The 16,532-nt window shown below is 68.9% G+C and carries 11 protein-coding genes and 1 pseudogene; 8 read left to right on the top strand and 4 right to left on the bottom strand.

The annotated features are described in order from the left end of the window. Positions 1 to 41 precede the first annotated feature (41 nt). Positions 42 to 533: pseudogene (locus tag K4B79_RS42195) on the top strand (IS5 family transposase); the annotation flags it as partial. A 19-nt stretch (positions 534 to 552) separates the two neighbouring features. Here the strand turns inward: K4B79_RS42195 and K4B79_RS42190 are convergent. Beyond that, positions 553 to 894, bottom strand: a complete 342-nt coding sequence (locus K4B79_RS42190) for a hypothetical protein (RefSeq protein WP_232032746.1) — start codon at positions 892 to 894, stop codon at positions 553 to 555. A gap of 390 nt (positions 895 to 1,284) precedes the next feature. Then, a complete protein-coding gene (locus K4B79_RS42185) occupies positions 1,285 to 2,286 on the bottom strand; it encodes a hypothetical protein (RefSeq protein WP_232032745.1) in 1,002 nt (333 codons plus the stop codon). 262 nt (positions 2,287 to 2,548) lie between these two features. Between K4B79_RS42185 and K4B79_RS42180 the strand changes: the two genes are divergently transcribed. The 4 genes from K4B79_RS42180 to K4B79_RS42160 all read left to right on the top strand — a co-directional run bounded on the left by K4B79_RS42180 (position 2,549) and on the right by K4B79_RS42160 (position 10,678). Next, on the top strand, positions 2,549 to 3,145 hold the full coding sequence (locus tag K4B79_RS42180; protein ID WP_232032744.1) for a hypothetical protein: 597 nt from the start codon (positions 2,549 to 2,551) through the stop codon (positions 3,143 to 3,145). Next, entirely contained in the window at positions 3,142 to 5,214 is a 2,073-nt protein-coding gene (locus K4B79_RS42175; RefSeq protein WP_232032743.1) for a DEAD/DEAH box helicase family protein, read from the top strand. Before K4B79_RS42180 ends, K4B79_RS42175 begins: the two co-directional genes overlap by 4 nt. Then, positions 5,204 to 7,933 carry a TerD family protein gene (locus tag K4B79_RS42170; RefSeq protein WP_232032742.1) on the top strand — a complete coding sequence of 910 codons (2,730 nt, stop codon included), beginning with the start codon at positions 5,204 to 5,206 and terminating at the stop codon, positions 7,931 to 7,933. The genes K4B79_RS42175 and K4B79_RS42170 overlap by 11 nt, the downstream gene beginning before the upstream one ends. Before the next feature lie 651 nt (positions 7,934 to 8,584). Next, positions 8,585 to 10,678 (top strand): tetratricopeptide repeat protein, encoded by a 2,094-nt coding sequence (locus K4B79_RS42160; protein WP_232032741.1) that lies wholly within the window; start codon positions 8,585 to 8,587, stop codon positions 10,676 to 10,678. Positions 10,679 to 10,997: 319 nt separating this feature from the next. On the opposite strand, the gene K4B79_RS42155 is transcribed toward K4B79_RS42160, so the two are convergent. Then, entirely contained in the window at positions 10,998 to 11,285 is a 288-nt protein-coding gene (locus tag K4B79_RS42155; protein WP_232032740.1) for a DUF6083 domain-containing protein, read from the bottom strand. A 169-nt stretch (positions 11,286 to 11,454) separates the two neighbouring features. Next, entirely contained in the window at positions 11,455 to 11,718 is a 264-nt protein-coding gene (locus K4B79_RS42150) for a helix-turn-helix transcriptional regulator (protein WP_232032739.1), read from the bottom strand. A gap of 192 nt (positions 11,719 to 11,910) precedes the next feature. Between K4B79_RS42150 and K4B79_RS42145 the strand changes: the two genes are divergently transcribed. The 3 genes from K4B79_RS42145 to K4B79_RS42135 all read left to right on the top strand — a co-directional run bounded on the left by K4B79_RS42145 (position 11,911) and on the right by K4B79_RS42135 (position 16,472). Further along, positions 11,911 to 12,921: a hypothetical protein gene (locus tag K4B79_RS42145; RefSeq protein WP_232032738.1), complete on the top strand. Its 1,011-nt coding sequence runs from the start codon at positions 11,911 to 11,913 to the stop codon at positions 12,919 to 12,921. A 410-nt stretch (positions 12,922 to 13,331) separates the two neighbouring features. Then, positions 13,332 to 14,090, top strand: coding sequence for a TnsA-like heteromeric transposase endonuclease subunit (locus K4B79_RS42140; protein ID WP_232032737.1), 759 nt, complete (start codon positions 13,332 to 13,334; stop codon positions 14,088 to 14,090). Between the two features lie 18 nt (positions 14,091 to 14,108). Next, positions 14,109 to 16,472, top strand: coding sequence for a transposase family protein (locus tag K4B79_RS42135; RefSeq protein WP_232032736.1), 2,364 nt, complete (start codon positions 14,109 to 14,111; stop codon positions 16,470 to 16,472). The last annotated feature ends 60 nt before the right edge of the window (positions 16,473 to 16,532 follow it).

Raw genomic sequence — 16,532 nt, 5'->3', positions numbered from 1 at the left:
CAGACCTGGTGCGTGCCGCTCCGACGATGCTCTGCCTCTTTCTGAGTCGCCCTCGTGGCGGGCCGACCAGCAAGGTCCACCTTGCAGCGGACTGGCACTGTCACCCGTTGGCCTTTGTGCTCACGCCCGGGCAGGCCGCCGACAGCCCTCGGTTCGTCGCTGTGCTAAAGGAGATCAAGGTGCGCGGGCCCGTCGGCCGTCCGCGGACCAGGCCTGATGCGGTGGCCGCCGATAAGGCGTACTCGTCGCGGGCCAACCGTGCCTACTTGCGCAGACGCGGGATCAGGGTGGTGATCCCGGAGAAGGTGGATCAGTCCGCGAACCGCAAGAAGCGTGGCAGCGTCGGCGGGCGACCCGTCTCACACGATGCCGACCGGTACAAGGACCGCAATACGGTGGAGCGCTGCATCAACAAGATCAAGGCATGGCGAGGCCTGGCAACCCGCTACGACAAGACACACGAGAGCTACATGGCGGGGCTTCAACTGCGCGGATCGATCATCTGGATGCGCAGCCTCGCCCCCGCCACGTGATCACGACTCCTAACAGACCCTAGGTGGCACGAAGCTCGGAGCCGATCCCCATGCTGTCGAGGTCGTTCACGAGCCTCCAGTAGACGTCGGTCTCGTAGAAGCCCGCTGCATCGCTGTTCCCCTCAGCAGGGTCGATTTTGTACATCTCGGCGACGTCGTAAGCCATCGTGTACCCGGCCTCAGTGTCGGACCACTGGACCCTTACCACCATGTCCGCTGTGCCGACGTCGTAATTGTCGTTCCCGTGGTTCTTAGCGATGTACTCGAACGGGTACGTGAACGTATAGCTGTCGTCCTTCTTGAGCGACCGCAAGTAGTCATGCTCGTTCTCGAAGCCATAGTTGTTCAACTCACTCCACATGAAAGGAGCTTAGTGCACCGCAGCTTTGCCAGAGTTGACACCGTGGGCCAGTGGGCAGAGCGCTCGTAGACCGCATGCCAGGCGCCCGAACTCCTCATCGTCCCGCGGCATCTCCCGCCACTGGCTGCCGGTCCTCCAGAACCGCCCCACACCACGCCCTCGAACTGCTCACACAGCCGCTGCGGATACGGGGCGCACTGTCCGGCCGGAAGAAGCGACTCGATCAACTCCCCCTTACTGTCGCTCAGCTGGCGTCGCGTCGCGCGAAGGGTTCCATCAGCCAAGCACAGGTCCGATAGCCGAATCAGCCCACAAAGGCTGCAACTCCAGACAGGCCCTAGGACCGGCCCGGCGCACACGGCAGAGACGCTCGGCCTGCCAAGTCGAAGCTCACGCTGTGGACCATCGAGTCTGGCCCCGGGCAAACGACGCGGGCTTGCTACGGCTCTGGCCAGCGCCAGACGGACGTGGTGTCACGTCAAGGGCCCTCGCCGAGCTCAGTAACTCCTGTGCGACGACAGGCGGCGCGGCCAGGGTGACGACGCTTTGGGCCCAGTCTGCGGTGGTCCTATAGGCGGCGATCGCGGCGATCTCCCACATCGACAGGGGTTCCACCATGCGGTGTCCGAGCTCGTCGGGCCCGAGGGGAGGAAGTCGCATACTGATCTCTACGGTCGCTGCGCGGCTCCTGGTGCCGGACGGGTTGGGAGGCCTCAAGCGAGCGTTCTGATCATAGTAGGCATCGTCCGGGCTGGTCTCGCGGGCATGGCCCTTGCGCTGCCGCCACGTCTGCCAGGCCTGCGCCAGGCGCGCGGTGGACGTCTCGCGCTGCTGCAGCGTCACGGCAGCCTGCTCGATCGTGGCTGTGTCGATGAGAGTCTGCTGTTCCTCACACCGGCGTTCCGCGTAGGCCGCGGCACGTGCCAGCGCGGGACGTGCCCAGTCGTACAGCCAGGGGTGCGCTTGCAGGCCGTCGGTGGTCTCCGCCAGTTGGAACTGCAGGTAGCGCCAGTGGTTCCAGTTGAAGTTGGATCCACGGAAGTCCGGCACATAGTCCGGTCTCCGGCGGTTTTCTTCTTCTTCGGTCTCTTCCTCAAGGCCCTCGCAAAGAAATACGAGCGCGACGATGGCGTCCTCCAGACCGCTGTCCGCCGCGGCGGCCTCCACTCGGCAGCATCTGCACATGCGCGCCGCGGTGAACGCACCGAAGTGGACACGGTGTGTCTCTCCTGAGCCAGCGCTCGGCGCGGCGCGGCATGAAGGATCGCTGTGCATGAAGGGGTCGGTGATCCAGGTGACCGCGTCCATCGGCTGTCCGTAAAAACGGTCAACTGGCATGCCGTAGCAGCCCATCAGACCGACCGGGATGAGCTCCGCTGTCTCAGTCCTCACCTGTCCCACAGTAGGTATGCAGGCCGTGCGCGATGCGGGAATGGCGAGAGTGCCCCACTATCGGGGCACCCACCCGCAAGGAGTCACTCAGTCGGCGTGCTGTTTGAGAGAATCCTGCGCCCGAAGGCAACGGCGCGAGAGGATGCACTGGGTCTGTGGGCCGTGCCCAGTGGGGTGCACGGTTGCGGACCGGCCGCACCACGGCGCGTGGGTGTGGCTGGAGCGGCGGTGGACGCCGTGAGCGTGGGGGTGAGCGGGGGCCATGGCAACCTGGTTTGAGCGTATGGCGGCGATTCCCGGTGTGCGGTTCGCCGGGAGCCCTGGTGTCGTCCGCGAAGCGCTCGACGCGGCACGTGTCCGTCCGGAGGTGTCGTACGGCTCGCTGATGTGGCCGTCTGCTGAGGGCAGTACGTCGGCAACGCCAGCCAGCCGGCATGTGCCGGTGGACGTGAGCGGGACGGACCTGGTTACCCGAGTCTGGGAGGCGCTGGAGCTTCCCGGTGAAGCGATGGACTACCACTTCGTCCTCCAAGGTGCGGTGGACCGCTTGTGGAGCGGCAGGCGCTCCTACCCTGACGGGCTTGAGCTGCTTGAGGTGTTCGCGCTGCTGGACTTGGAGTTGATGGAGGCTGCCCCTCAGGCGGTCTCCTTTGACACCGGCCCTGTCCCGGCTTCGTTCGTGCATGTGACGTCCGTTCCTCGGCTGGTGATGCTGCTGGAACGCGAAGGCGCCCTGACCGACGCTCTCGAGGTGGCGCGGCGGCTGACCCGTTTCGACCAGGGTGAGGATGCGGTGGCCCGCCTTTCGGAGAAGCTCGGCGCGCTGGTGGCCGAGGCGGCGGTTGGCGGGGCAGCGTGAGCGCTGGGCTGGAGCAGCTGATCCCCTCGGCGTCCTACCTGGAAGAGGCCTTCCTGCGCTGGGTGCTCACCCCCGCCGCGCAGTGGGGCATCGTGGCGCATGTGCACAGCCAGCATCCGGTGACCGTCAACGAGCGCACCTACCGGCTGGACTATCTGATCGCCGGCGGATCGCTGCAGCTGGCTGTGGAGTTGGACGGGTTCACCTTCCACAGTGACCGTGCCGCCTTCACCTACGACCGGCTGCGGCAGAACGACCTGGCGGCCACGGGGCTGACGGTGTTGCGGTTTTCCTACGATGCGGTGCGCCTGGACACCGCACGCTGTGTTGCCCAGCTTCAGGCGATGCTGCGCCAGGATGCCGTGCTCTCGCCCCTGGTCATCGCCGCCCCGCGCGTCGAGGTCCCGGAGATGGCGGGCGATCCCCTGCGGGCGGCCGATCCTCCTCGGGGCATCCGGTCAGCGGACGATGAGGCTTACTTTGCCGGTGTTCGCGCTCAGGTGGCCCGGGAGCCGTTGCGTACCTGCCAGGACGAGGCCCTGGCGGCGCTGGCCAACTACTACGCCTCCGGTGGCCGGCATGCGGCCACGGTGATGGCGGTCGGGGCCGGCAAGACCGCGCTGGGGGTGGCGGCTGCGTTGTCGTTCACCAAGCGGCGAGCCCTGGTGGTGACGCCGGGCTCGGTCATCCGCGGCACCTTCGCCAAAGCACTCGACCCTGGAGTGCCGGGCAACGTCTTGTACGGGCTGGCGGGCGGGCCCCTGCTGCCGGGGGCGAAGCCGCCGGCCACGCTGGTGCTGGATGCGGAGGACGGACAGATCAGCGGGGTGAGCCGGCAACGGTTGCTGGCCGCGGACGTGCTGGTCACCAACTTCCACGCGCTGGGCACCGGAGAGAGGGAGGGGGATCTGCTGGCCAAGTTGGAGCCGGGCGACGTCGACTTCATCGTGGTCGACGAGGCCCATATCGCGGCCAGCGCGTCCTACCAGCGGCTGTTCGCTCACTTCCACGGTGCACGCACGCTGTTGATGTCGGCGTGCTTCCAGCGTTTGGACGGCAAGCCGATCGACGCCGATGTCGTCTACCGCTACCGGCTGGTCGACTCTGTCGCGGACGGCTCGGCGAAGAACCTGCGTGTGCACCGGTTCGCCCCGGATGCGGCGACGACGGTGTACGAGGCGGTGTGGCCGGACGGGCGACGTGAGCAGATCACCGGCCGTGATGCGCTGTTGGCGGCGTTGGGCAACGAGCGGAGGATGGCCCGCATCACCGCGCAGTCCGATGCCTCGATCCGGCAGGTGATGATGGTGACCCGGGCTTGTCTGGACGCCCAGGCCAAGCTGCTGGCCCCGGTCAAACCCCGGGCGCTGTTCGCGGCGATGGGTGAGGCCCACGCTCAGCAGATCGCCCGGATCGCCGAAGAATATGGCATTCCCTGCGCCACGCTGCACCACAGCATGTCGGCGTCGTCGATCAAGGCCACCCGGCGGCGCTTCGAGTCGGACTCGGGTGATCTTCAGGGCATCGTGCAACTGCGGATGCTGGGCCAGGGCTACGACTTCCCGCCCATCACCGTGGTCGTGCCGGTGCGCCCCTATGGCAGTTTCGGCGAGTTCTACCAGTTCATCGGACGTGGTGTGCGGGTGCTGCGGCATCCCGGTCTGGCCGCCGATCAGCAGTACCTGGATGTGGTCTGCCATGCCGAACTCGGCCTTGAGGACCATCTGGAGGCCATGTGCGAGGACAACGACATGGATCCCGCGCTGCTCCTGGACGTTCCTTTGATCGACACCTCCACGCTGGAGGCGAGCTTCGTAGATGGTCGGGGCCCGGGGGAAGGGGAATCAGACAGTGCGCTCCCGGGCGGAGTTGACGCGTTCGTGCTGTACGAGCAGGGACGTGTCGAGCAGCGGGTCGTGCATGACCTGGACCGGGTGGAGGCCCGGCGCTCGGAGCGGGAGATGCAGCTGATGGCGCAGCGCTACGCCGTCTACGCGCAGAACACCGCGACCCCGATGCCGTTTGAGCAGTTCGTCGACTACATGCGGAGGCTGACCGGTGGCCAGTGACCAGCCGCGCTGGTGGCACCCCGCTATCGATGCCTGCCCCGAAGATGCACTTGGCCTGGAGGCAGCCAGCGGGCAGCAGCAGAGGTTCGCTCAGCTCGACACGCTCGCCGCCCGGCTGCTGACTGCAGCGCTCAGGGGCCGGCCCGCGGCCGCGGTGGTCCGCGGCATCGGGCCGCAGGCCGCGGACAGCGTCGCGGTGGTGGGGCTCAGCGCCCAGGAAAAGACATGGTGTGCCGAGACGTTCGGCGTCCCGGAGCAGCAGCGGCGCGGTGCCTGGTATCTGCCGCAGAAGCTGTCGCTGAAAGCCGGGGCGGTGAACCTGCCCCACCTGGTGCGCGAACGCCCTGCCCATGCTCTGACGCTGGCAGCGGACGACTCGGCCGGCGTGAATCTGGTGGACGGTGCGGCCGACGCGGTGCTGCTGTGGTCCGTGCTGGTCCCGTTGTTCGAGACACTGATCGAACCGATCCGGGTGAGGGCAGCCGGGCCGACGAAAACGATCGACGACCAGCGGCAGGTGTGGTCCGGCATCGAGGCACGCTACCGGCTGCTGGGCATCGCCGGCGATGTTCTGGAGGACTTTCGCTTCGGCGGCGGATGGCACCGGCTGGACCGGCAGGGCCAGCAGCGCGCCCGCCTGCGCCTCCTGGACGCTTTGGGGGGCGTTGATCCGCTGCAGCTCGTCACCCGTCATCGCATCCTGCAGCTGCAGGCGCTGATGGCCGGTTTCGCCAAGAAATCCAAGACCGGTACCGCCCTCGCGCGCCGGGTGGTGACGCGTGCGCTGCAGCCGGTTGTCTCCGGCTACTTCGCCGGCGACTGGCTGGCCGCGCTGGACTACCTGCAGGCGCCGCCGCACCCGGACGAGGAGGTCATCACCGCGCTGCCCGAGCCGCGCCTGTATGTGGGAATGTCCGCCCAGGCGGCCGGCATGGCGGCCGAGGCGGGCATCCCGGAGGACCAGATTCATGCGATGCTCGCGGCCTTCCTCGGCGGCCCGACCTCCCTCTCCCCCGTGGAGGAACGCGTGGCGGCCCTGCGCGAGTGGTGGACGGCCTTCGACCAGGCGCACGCCGTCCAGCGCCCCGGCATGCGGTCACTGTGGGGTCTCGTCGATGACGGCATCATGGGCCTCGGGCCGGACGAGCACATCTTCACCCAGCAGCTGTACAAACAGGTGCTGCCCGCCTCGGTCAACGAGCAGGTGGACCGGCTGTGGCAGTCGGTGACCTTGCAGAGGCACGCCAGGAGCATCGTCAGCAACCCACACCCACACCAGCTGATGGCCCAAACCCTCGGCCCGGCCCTGGAGTTCTGGCACGGCCTCGCGCTCACCGCCTGGTTCGTGTGCGAAGGCCCCTACTCCCGCGCCCCTCTGTCCGGTGTGGCCGACTACTACAGCCGCCCCCTGACCGCGCTGCGAGATGCCGGCTGCCCCGTCCCGACGGGGCTGTTTGAGGAACTGCGCACTGCTGAAAGGCATTTGGGGCCAGAGGAGCCAATCGTCAGGGACCGCAAGGAGCTCCCGGTGGACACGACCGTCGGCTCGTTCAGCCTGACCATGAGCTACAGCAGCGGCAGCCGTCGGGAAGGCTTCGAGAGGGTGCGCGACATCGTCACCCGCCATCGCCGCGCCTGGGCCGACCAGTATCTCGGCACCTACCTTGAGCAGCGCTGGCGCACCGCACTGGAGGACGTCGCCCGCGACCATCACCGGCACGTGGCCGCGAAGGGCCGGCCGCCCACACTGATCCAGTTCGCCCAGTTCGCCACCGCCGCGGCCAACCAGTGGACCGGAGGCGACCTCGGCGGCCTGTACACCGCGATCGGAGAGCCCGCGCCCGCACAGCAGGAGCGCCCGGCCCGTCTCCTGCCGAGCGACTGCTACGACTTCGCCCGCCGCGTCTACACCGCACTCGGCGGCATCGCCGTCGACGACGACCTGCGCAGGAACCAGCCCGAAGAAGCCCAACGGCAATGGCAACTCAACGGCCTAGCCATCGAGAGCCTGCGCTACATGCAGCTCCACGAAGCCCTCGGACAACCCCCCACGTTCAAACAGTTCGGTTCCAGACGGCTGGCCCTGGCCTGGCCCGGAAACGAAGCCGAAGGCTGGTCTGTCTTCCAGCGCACCCTGGCCTCTCTCACCGACGCCAGTCCTCCCCCTAGTGAACCGGCCGCAGGGACAGCGGAGGCCAGCCCCGGCCTGCTGGACAACGCCCAGCGCATGCTGGCCAAAGGGGCCAACGCCCCGCTGCGCACCGAATCCGTAGCGGTGCGCCTCATCACCACCGGCGTCCCAGTCGATGTCTCTGCCGTCCTCCTCGCCAGCAACGGCAAGGTGCGCAGCGACCACGACCTCGTCTTCTACAACCACCCGCACCACGACGGAGTCCGCACCAGCAGCGACACGGTCACTGCAGATCTGCCCCATCTTCCCGAGGACGTCCACACCGTAGCCGTCATCGCCAGCATCGACCTCGAGGCCCAGCCCACCGCTTCCTTCGACCAGCACACCACCTGGCACGCCGAGATCACCCAACCCACTGGCGGAGGCATCGCCTTCACGCCCGTGCCGTTCGCCTCGGGCGAGACCGTCACCATCGCGATGGAGATCTATCGGCATGGTTCGAGTTGGAAGGCGCGTGCTGTCGGTCAGGGCTACGACACCGGGCTCGCCGGTCTGGCTGCGGACTACGGCATCAACGTCGAAGCCTGACGGCAATGTCAGTGCCTGCCGCTAGGGTCGATTCTGTGACCAGTGACCACGAGCCAAACCCGCCGACCGGCAAGAAGGCACGGCGGAAGCTGTCCGTCGCTCGTCTCCTGCACACGCGGGTGCGATCGTGACCGAAAGCCACATCGTGCGATGGGTAGTGCTGGAACTGCTTTGATCGCAGGAACCGTCCTTCATCCCGTGCCCCCTGGTTGCCGGAGTGCGGGAAGCTTCAAGAGGTGGCGAACGGTAGGGAAGGGATGGACATGTCGCGTGGGCTCAGAGTCACGGTAGTGGTTGCCGCTGTAGCCGTGATCGCCTCAACTCCCGCTTTTTGGCTCCTCGATGGGCCGAACGCGGGGCAATTGGTGGGGGCTTCGGTGCAGGGCGCCACCGGGGTGTGCGCCTTGGTGTGGGCCTGGCTCCAGCCCACCGCACAGGCACGGGACACCGTCACACGGACAGGACGGGCTGAAGCGTACGGCGGAGGAGAGGCCCACACCGGCATTCGCCGTCGTCAGGGAGGCAGCGGAACGGGGAGTGTGGAACAGAGCGGGGATGCGATCGCCCGCGGGCCGAGCAGCAGGGCCGGCACCGGCATCGACTACACCGGCTAAGGCTGCCATGGCAGCGGGGTGGATGGTGAGAGGGTCGATGAAACGGTTTCGGGTGAGACGCCCGCTCGGTGGCCAGGACGGCACCGAGCAAACGGCGCCGCCCGTCGGCGTCAACGAGAGCGGTGATGCCGTCGCTACGGATGGCGGCGATGCGCTAAGCGGCTACCGCGGCCCGGGCCCCCAGACGGATGACGGAGCCGTGCAGGTAGAACGGTCAGGCGATGCGATCGCCTCGGCCGCCCATGCGGTGGCCATCAGCGGTCATGTCAGCCAAGTGACGGTCTCCGCTCCCCCACCGCGCCAGCCGTTGCACTGGCCCGTCCGGTTGGGCTCGGTGCCGGTGCTTGCATCTGCGTTCCAGGACCGGTCTGCGGTGCGCGATCGGATCGATCAGGCCAGGGTTGGACGTACCACGGTGGTGCTGGCCCAGGTCCTGTCCGGCGGCGGAGGTGTGGGCAAGACGCAACTCGCTGCCGCCTACGCCCACCAGGCCCTGGAGGACGGCATCGACCTGGTGGTGTGGGTCGACGCCAGTGACATCGAGCAGGTCATCGCACGTTACGCGCACGCCGCACAGGTCGTGGAAGCGGCGGCCGAGCACCTTCTGGGCAAGAGTGCTGAGTCCGACGCCAGCCTGTTCCTTCAGTGGCTGGCGACCACCCGACGCCCGTGGCTGCTCATTCTTGACGACCTCACCGATCCAGAAGCCATGCACAAGTGGTGGCCGCCCTCCTCCGCTTTCGGCTGCGGACGCGTCGTGGCGACTACCCGCCGCCACGACGCGGTGCTGTCCGGCGGCGGCCGAGCAGTGGTGGACATCGACACCTACAGCACAGAAGAGGCCGAGGCCTATCTGCACGAGCGGCTCGACTCGGCAGATGCGGCCCACCTCATGGATTCGCAGGCCGGTGAACTGGCCGCGGCACTGGGCTACTTGCCGCTGGCCCTCTCGCACGCAGCCGCCTACATGGTCAACGAAGACGTCCCGTGTACGGAGTATCTGCATCGCTTCAACGGCAGCACGGCACGCCTGGACGACCTACTGCCACGCACGGCAGATACCGAGGGCTACGGGCGGCAGGTCGCCGCAGCTCTCCTGCTCTCCTTGGATGTCGCCCAAGCGAGCGAGCCCGTCGGCCTGGCCGTTCCGGTCATGCGTTTGGCCGCCGTTCTGGACCCAGCAGGACACCCCCGTTCGCTGTGGGCCAGCGACGCAGTCACCCACTACCTCAACAGCCACCGTGCCGCGCTTCCCTACGGAGTTCATGCCGCCGTTGATCCCGACCAGGTGCGGGCAGCCCTGCGACTTCTGCACCGATACGGCCTGCTCTCCGATCACGCTCAGGCCGGTTCCCGCGCGGTGCGGCTGCACGCCCTGACCGCACGAGCCGTACGCGAGTGCACTCCCGACGCCACGACCCCAGCGGTCGTGAAAACCGCAGTCGACTCATTGAGGGAACTGTGCGACAACGTCCCCTGGTACGACCGTGAGACGACAGCCGTGCTGCGCACAAACATCGACAGCGTCGATGCATGCGCCGGAGACCTGCTGTGGAGAGTCGAAGGCCACTACCTCCTGCACTGGACTCTGCGCAGTCTGATCAGTGTCGGCCTCGCCACCGCGGCAGTCCCCTACGGCCAGCGGCTGACCGGCATCAGCGAACAACTGTTGGGCCGCACGCACCCCATGACTCTCGGCGCTCGACGCGATCTCGCATGGGCCTCCTTCCTCGCCCGCCGTCACAAGGACGCCTTCACGCTTCTACAGGAAGACCTCCCCCACCAGGACGCTCGACTAGCCCGTGAACTACAAGAACCCCCTCCGGTTGCCAATGGGCGTGTCCATGCCGATGCGCTATTGGAGGACACCGCTGCTGTCCGCACGCGCCTGTTGGGTCCCGAGGACCCCTCGACCCTGGAATGCCAAGTCAACCTCGCCGTCCTGTACTGGTCACGAGGCGACAAGTCGAGGGCCACTGCTCTGCTGGAGCAATCCCTCGTCGGCTGCCAGACAACCTTTGGGGCCCACCATCCGTACACCACCTCGGTGAACGACCGGCTGTCCCTTTGGCAAGCGCAGCACAAGCGGCGCTGGTGGAGCCGCACGCGCAGCCAGCCCCATCTGATCTGACCAGCGAGGACTGGCAACCAGCGACGTGACAGGCCCGGGTGAGCAGGACCAGATCGTCGACGTCCCAACCCATGCCTCCTCGATGTTCGGTCGCCGTAAGGCAACCGCCCCCACTCAACGCGCAACTGGGCCCCAAAGCCTGGCCCACGGCTGCTTCGGCAACCGCCCATCCCCATACGGGTTCTCAAGACCATCAGGGAATCTCAGACGGATCGAGGGACCGCACCTCAGAGCCTGCAACATCCCAGGCCACACATACACGCTCCGTTAGATACGCAGCTCACCAGACATCATCCAAGAGACAAGATCAATCTCAGACTCAGACAGGGATCTGAGCTGAGAGAACAGGGGAGGATCTCACGCACCTCTGACAAGACGAGAACCCACACTGGGCGGTGGTGAGTTCGGCGGGATGCAGGGCGATGGGCCGCCCGTCCGTACGTGGGTAGAGGTCGATGCGGTTGCCGCATTGGCGGCAGCGGCGGCTCTGGCCGGCGCGCAGCAGGCGGCTGGGGCTGGTGGCGGCCACCCGCAGGGGACGGCGCACCGGTGCAGTGCGGGGGCTGCCGTCCCAGTGGCAGCCGGTGGGGGCGGTGTTGGGGCGCATGGCGAGGACCGTGCCAGGCGAAGCGTGCCGGGGACGGAGCAGGCGGGCGGGCAGTCCCCCGGCCGGCTCAGTGGTATCGAACGTTGACGCGGTTCTGCGAGTGTGCGTTCTATGCGTGCTCGCCGGTTCGGGTGATTTGTGCCGCGCTGCAGCCTGGCGCGGGCCGGAGTCAGGCGCCCTTGGATCCGGGCGGGGTGTGGTCTTCGCAGAGCGAGCCGAGCAGCTGCTCGATGGGGACGTCGAAGGCGTGCGCGAGGGCATGCCAGGTGGTGACGGTGCCAGCGGCTCGGCCGTGTTCGAGGTCGATCAGCGTGCGCCGGGCCAGGCCGCTGCGGTCGGCGAGTTCGTCGAAGGTCCACCCGCGCTCGTTCCTCAACCGTGCCAGCGTCACACGCAGGGCGTCGCGGTCCGGGTCGGGGGGCAAGATCGTCACCCCACCATCCGACGGTGCAGACACCTGCCCTGTCAGTGCGGATTTCTGCACTATCAGCGCAGGTGAGCGCACCGGGCACCCGCTTCTGCGCAAGTGCAGGAATCTGCACTACGGTGCGGGCGGCTCCCGTGCGCGTCCCGGGAGACCACCGCACGACGCCGACGCAGACCAAAGCGGAGGGACAACGAGCCGATGCGGCTTGCCAGCACACACGCCAAGGTGCAGCGCATCTGGACAGTGCACCTGCGCCCGCAAACGGACGGACCGGCCCTTGCCTGCCCCCGCTGCGCGCACAGCCCCGTCCTGCAGGCCGTCTCCGCTCGCTCGGCCGCCCTCACTCACCTGGCCCGCCATGCCCGCGCCGACGCGTTGCCCGGGCACCTGCGCACCTGTCAGTGCCGGGCGCTGGGCTGCCACTGGCACCCCCGCCACCGCGGCTGTGCGGGGCCCGTTCTGCTCGCCCTGACCTGCGACCGCGGCGGCCGTACCTGGCGACTGGCCGATGCCTGCGCCGCCTGCGCGGCGGCGATGAGCCGCACCGCCGTCGTGCCGCCCACCCTGCTCCGCGCCGACCGCGCCCAGACGCACTCCAGTACATCGCGCTCTGCGCGCATCGCACCGCCATTCGGCCCGGCAGAACAGCAACGCGTACGCGAAATGCTCACCTACCTCGCCACAGCACTGCCGCGTTTCTCCTCCCCCGCGGCCCGGCTGCTCGCCCTGCAGTGCGCACTGCGCGCTGACCGCCAGGGGCAGATCCGCATGCCCCACGGCTTCCTGCGCGGCATGCGGCTGCACGGCCGCGCAGAGCTCTGGCTGGAGCTGGAACACGCCGGCTGGCTGCACCGCTTCAGACGCAGATGCTCTCCCATCCAGGCGCAGTTGCTCGATGCCCCCGTCCTCCACCAGGATCCCGGACGCACCGCGCGCGTCCGCGCCGCCCAATGGGCGCTGCGCCCCGCCCCGCTGATCCTCTCGCCCGCCCTGCCCTCCGCTCTGCGACTGGCCGCACTGGCACTGGCCGCCCACAGCACCGCTGGGGTGGGCGGGGGCGAGCTCGATGCTCTCGCCCGCCAGTGTGGGCAGCCGCCTCAGCAGTTGGAGGACCTCCTCGACCAGCTGGTCCGCGCCCGTGTCGTGACCCTCTGGCGCCAGCATCACGACGGCGACGAGGTGCGGTGGGAGCTGCCCGGGCACTCCTGATCGGCGCAGAAGCCGGCCAGCGGACCGAAGTCGGCTTCTTGACCGGCGAGTTCAGCAGCCGAGCCGCCGCACAGGATGCCGACCGGGCAGCGCCCGGCGTCCCTCCGTTGTCGCCGACTTGTTCACCCTTTCAGGTGTATCCGGCTGGCGGGAAAGTCCTCGCAGCGCGGAGCGGAGCAGCATGGGCATGCCGGGCTGCGGCAGCAGTCATCACCGAAAGAGGCAGGGGCGGGTGCACAGGTGGCGGGAACTTGGCTATCCGGCCCCCGCCAACCGCTGCCGGTGAGGGGGCAGCCGACGGCGGGCGGTTTCGTGGGCCGACCGGTACACGGTCAGGGACTGGGCTCAAAGGGGCTGACGGCCGGCCAGGTATGCGGGACCTTGCGGCGGCACGGCAAGGGGTGGGCGGCGTGAACACGGCGGAGGACCCCGGCGGCCTGACGGAAGGCGAGGCCGTGCCGAAGGCGGGGCAGGGTGTCGTGGCTCTGTACCGCGAGCCGTACGGGCCGGTGCGCCTGTGCAGCGCGGCCGGGCTTCGGGGCGTGGCACTGGAGGAGTTCGGGCCGGTGAGCGAACCGGTGCCCTACCGGGGCCGCAAGGGCATCATCACCTACTGGCCGGTGGCGACCCGAGAGCAGACCGTGGTGTGCGGCAGCCTGCGGCAGTGGCGGCTGGCGATAGAGCTGGACTTCGAGCCATCCTGGGCGGCGTTCAGTGCCGGCCCGGTGGAACTGCGGTGGCGGGCGGGAGGCCGCCTTCGCCGCTGGCGCCCCGACTTCGTGGCGCGCACGGCCGAGGGCGAGCGTGAGGTGCTGGTGCTGAAGCCGCCCCGACAGGAGAGCCTGCCCGCGGTGAGACTCGAGGTGCTTCAGGAGGTGGCGCAGGCGGCCGGGTGGCGGGTGCGGCAGGTGCGTGAGCCGTCGGGGCTGCGCGTACGCAATCTGGGGTGGCTGGCCGGCTACCGGTTTCCCGCGGGCGACGAGGAGGACCGGGGGCGGGCGCTGCTGGAGGCGTTCAGGCAGCCGGCGGGCCTGCGGGCGGGGGTGGCGGCGAGCGGGCTGGACGAGCTGACGGGGCTGGACCTCGTCTACCGGATGCTGTGGCAGCGACGGCTGCTGTTCGACCGCGCACAGCCGCTGCTGCCCGATGCCATGGCCTGGACGGCCTGATGGCGCGGAGGGGGGCGCATGGCGGGATCGGGTGAGGCCCGGCTTGCGGGGTCGCTGTCCATCGGGGCACGGGTGCGCTGGCAGGAGCGCGAGTGGGAGGTGGTGGCGTGGCAAGGGTCGCAGGTCACGCTGCTGCCGCAGGACGGCGACCAGGCACCGCAGGCGGTGTCGTACCGGTGGCTGGTGGGCGCGGAGGACTTCACGGTTCTCAGCGGCGGCGGGGCACCGGCCGCGGACAGCACGGCTCTTGACGGGTGGGGGCGGCAGGAGGGCCGGGAGGAAGAAGCCGCGCTGTGGCAGGCGCGCATGGTGGAGATCGACACCGGTCTGGCGCCAGGCGAAAGCGAGCATGCGCGGGGATTCGGGCCGGACACGACTCTGGCCCAGCGGTGCGCCGCGATGTCGGCGCGGCTGGCCGCCGACGGCGTCCGCTGCTCCGCCCACACCCTCGCCGACAAGCGGCGCAAGTGGAAGGCGGCCGGGGAGAATCCGGTTGTGCTGCTGCCCGCCGCGCGGGACAAACGGGCGGGGGGCTTCACCGACCCGCGGTGTCTGACCGCCATGCAGGACGTGGTGGCCCGGCGCGCGCACGAGTCGGACGTGACCATCGAGCTGATCCGCGAGGAGGTCGAGGACCTCCTGCACTCGCGCTACGACGAGGAGCTCGGCGACCCGGCTGCCGTGGCGGCTCTCCTGCCCTCCCGTTCCACTTTCTACCTTCGCATGAAGGAGTCCGGCCTGGCCGACATCCTGGACCGGCCGACACGGGCCCGGGCCGCCCTGGCCTCCACCCCGCCCCTGCCCCACGGCGGGCGCGAGGCCGTGCTGCGGCCGGGACAGGTGACCCAGGTCGACACAACGCCGCTGCGGATCCTGGCCCGCGGCGACGCCGGCCGGCCCACCTCCACGGAGATGACCTCGCTGATCGACGTGGCCAGTCACAGCATGTGCGCGCTGATGATCACGCCAAGCCGGCCCCGGGACGCCGAGAGCGGACAGGCAGGCCGGGCGACCCGGGCGATCGACCTGACCCTGATGCTGGCCCAGGCTCTCGCCCCCTGGCCCGTCATGCCCGGTTGGGACCCGCTGAGCGCGGCCGCCGCCTCCAGCCTGCCGTTCGGGGCGCTGCGCGCGGCAGACGAACGGTTCACCGAGGCCACCGCCGCCCGCCCGGTCATCCGCCCCGAACTGATCATCTACGACCAGGGCAGCCCTTACGTGAGCGAGCATTTCACCGAGGTCTGCGACCGGCTGCGCATCGCCCGCCGCCCGGCGCGCAAGAGGACCGGGCCCGACAAGTCGCTCGTCGAGCACTCCTTCACCACGCTCGCGCACCGCTTCAGCCAGTACGTGCGGCACGGCTGGCAGGGCCGCAGCCACAAAAAGCGCGGCCGCGGCATCGAGCGGATGCCGCTGTACACGATCGCCGAACTCCAGCAGATGGCCCAGGAATGGGTGGCCCTGGAGTACCAGCAGACCCCCGACACGGGACTGCGTGACCCGTTCCGGCCGGGCGTCGTGCTGTCCCCCAACGACATGTACGCCGTCCAGGTGGCCCGCAGCGGCTACCGGGCCGTGCCGCTCTCCCCCGCCCAGAACCGCCTCTTCCTGCTGCGGCGGTGGGTCGTCCCCGGCAAGAGCGGCTTCATGATCAACTATCGGACCTATCAGCCCGTCGCGCAGGACGCCGCCCACTACCGGGAGATCCTCCTGCGCGGCGGCTCGAAGCTGCCCGGCGCAGAGGACAAGTGGGAATGCCGCTACAACCCCTACCGTCCCGAGCGGGTATGGCTCTACGACCACACCGCGGGCACCTGGGTGACGTGCGACTTCCGGCTGCGGCACCTGCTCACCGATCCGTGGACCGCGGACATGTGGCAGGAGCACGCCGAGCAGCACCGCGCGGCCGGTGGCAGCGAGCAGGACGAGGAAGCAATCGCCCTGTCCCTGGCCCAGCGTGACCGGCGCCGCCGCAGCCGCAGGCCGCCACCCAAACGCACCGGGGCCGAACCGCTGTTCCAGGGCCTGGAGTTGGAGACCGAACAGCCCTCCCACGACCCCTACGCGAGTCTGAAGGAGTTCGACCTGTCGACGCTGCGGCCCTACCCGGCGCTGCCCATCTCCCCTCTGGCTCCCCCGTCCGCAGCCGCCCCGCCGGCGCTGCCCTCCGGCACTAGCGGCGCGGAACCGCCCTCGGACAGCGAGCAGGCTCCGCATCCGCTGGCAGCACTCTTCCCCGACGACGGCGACAGCCCGCCGGATGCCTCCGCTGCCGGAACATCGGCAGCTGCCGAAGAGGTCGTCGAGGCGGAACTCCTCGACCCCCTCGATCCGGACGGTGATGACGGTGACGAGGACGAGGGCGACGTATGGGAGATGTAGACGACCAAGAACAGGAGCCGTGACAGCGCAGCCCAGGCCGAACCCGCAAGCGGACAGGTT

Origin of the sequence: Streptomyces lincolnensis, from assembly GCF_021173675.1 — a bacterium.
Taxonomy (GTDB): domain Bacteria; phylum Actinomycetota; class Actinomycetes; order Streptomycetales; family Streptomycetaceae; genus Streptomyces; species Streptomyces lincolnensis_B.
This window is presented reverse-complemented; position numbering and strand designations above follow the sequence as displayed.

Coding starts and splice junctions, on each gene's coding strand:
- K4B79_RS42190 (WP_232032746.1), bottom strand. CDS start 894: ATGTGGAGTGAGTTGAACAACTATGGCTTCGAGAACGAGCATGACTAC.
- K4B79_RS42180 (WP_232032744.1), top strand. CDS start 2,549: ATGGCAACCTGGTTTGAGCGTATGGCGGCGATTCCCGGTGTGCGGTTC.
- K4B79_RS42160 (WP_232032741.1), top strand. CDS start 8,585: ATGAAACGGTTTCGGGTGAGACGCCCGCTCGGTGGCCAGGACGGCACC.
- K4B79_RS42155 (WP_232032740.1), bottom strand. CDS start 11,285: ATGCGCCCCAACACCGCCCCCACCGGCTGCCACTGGGACGGCAGCCCC.
- K4B79_RS42145 (WP_232032738.1), top strand. CDS start 11,911: ATGCGGCTTGCCAGCACACACGCCAAGGTGCAGCGCATCTGGACAGTG.
- K4B79_RS42135 (WP_232032736.1), top strand. CDS start 14,109: ATGGCGGGATCGGGTGAGGCCCGGCTTGCGGGGTCGCTGTCCATCGGG.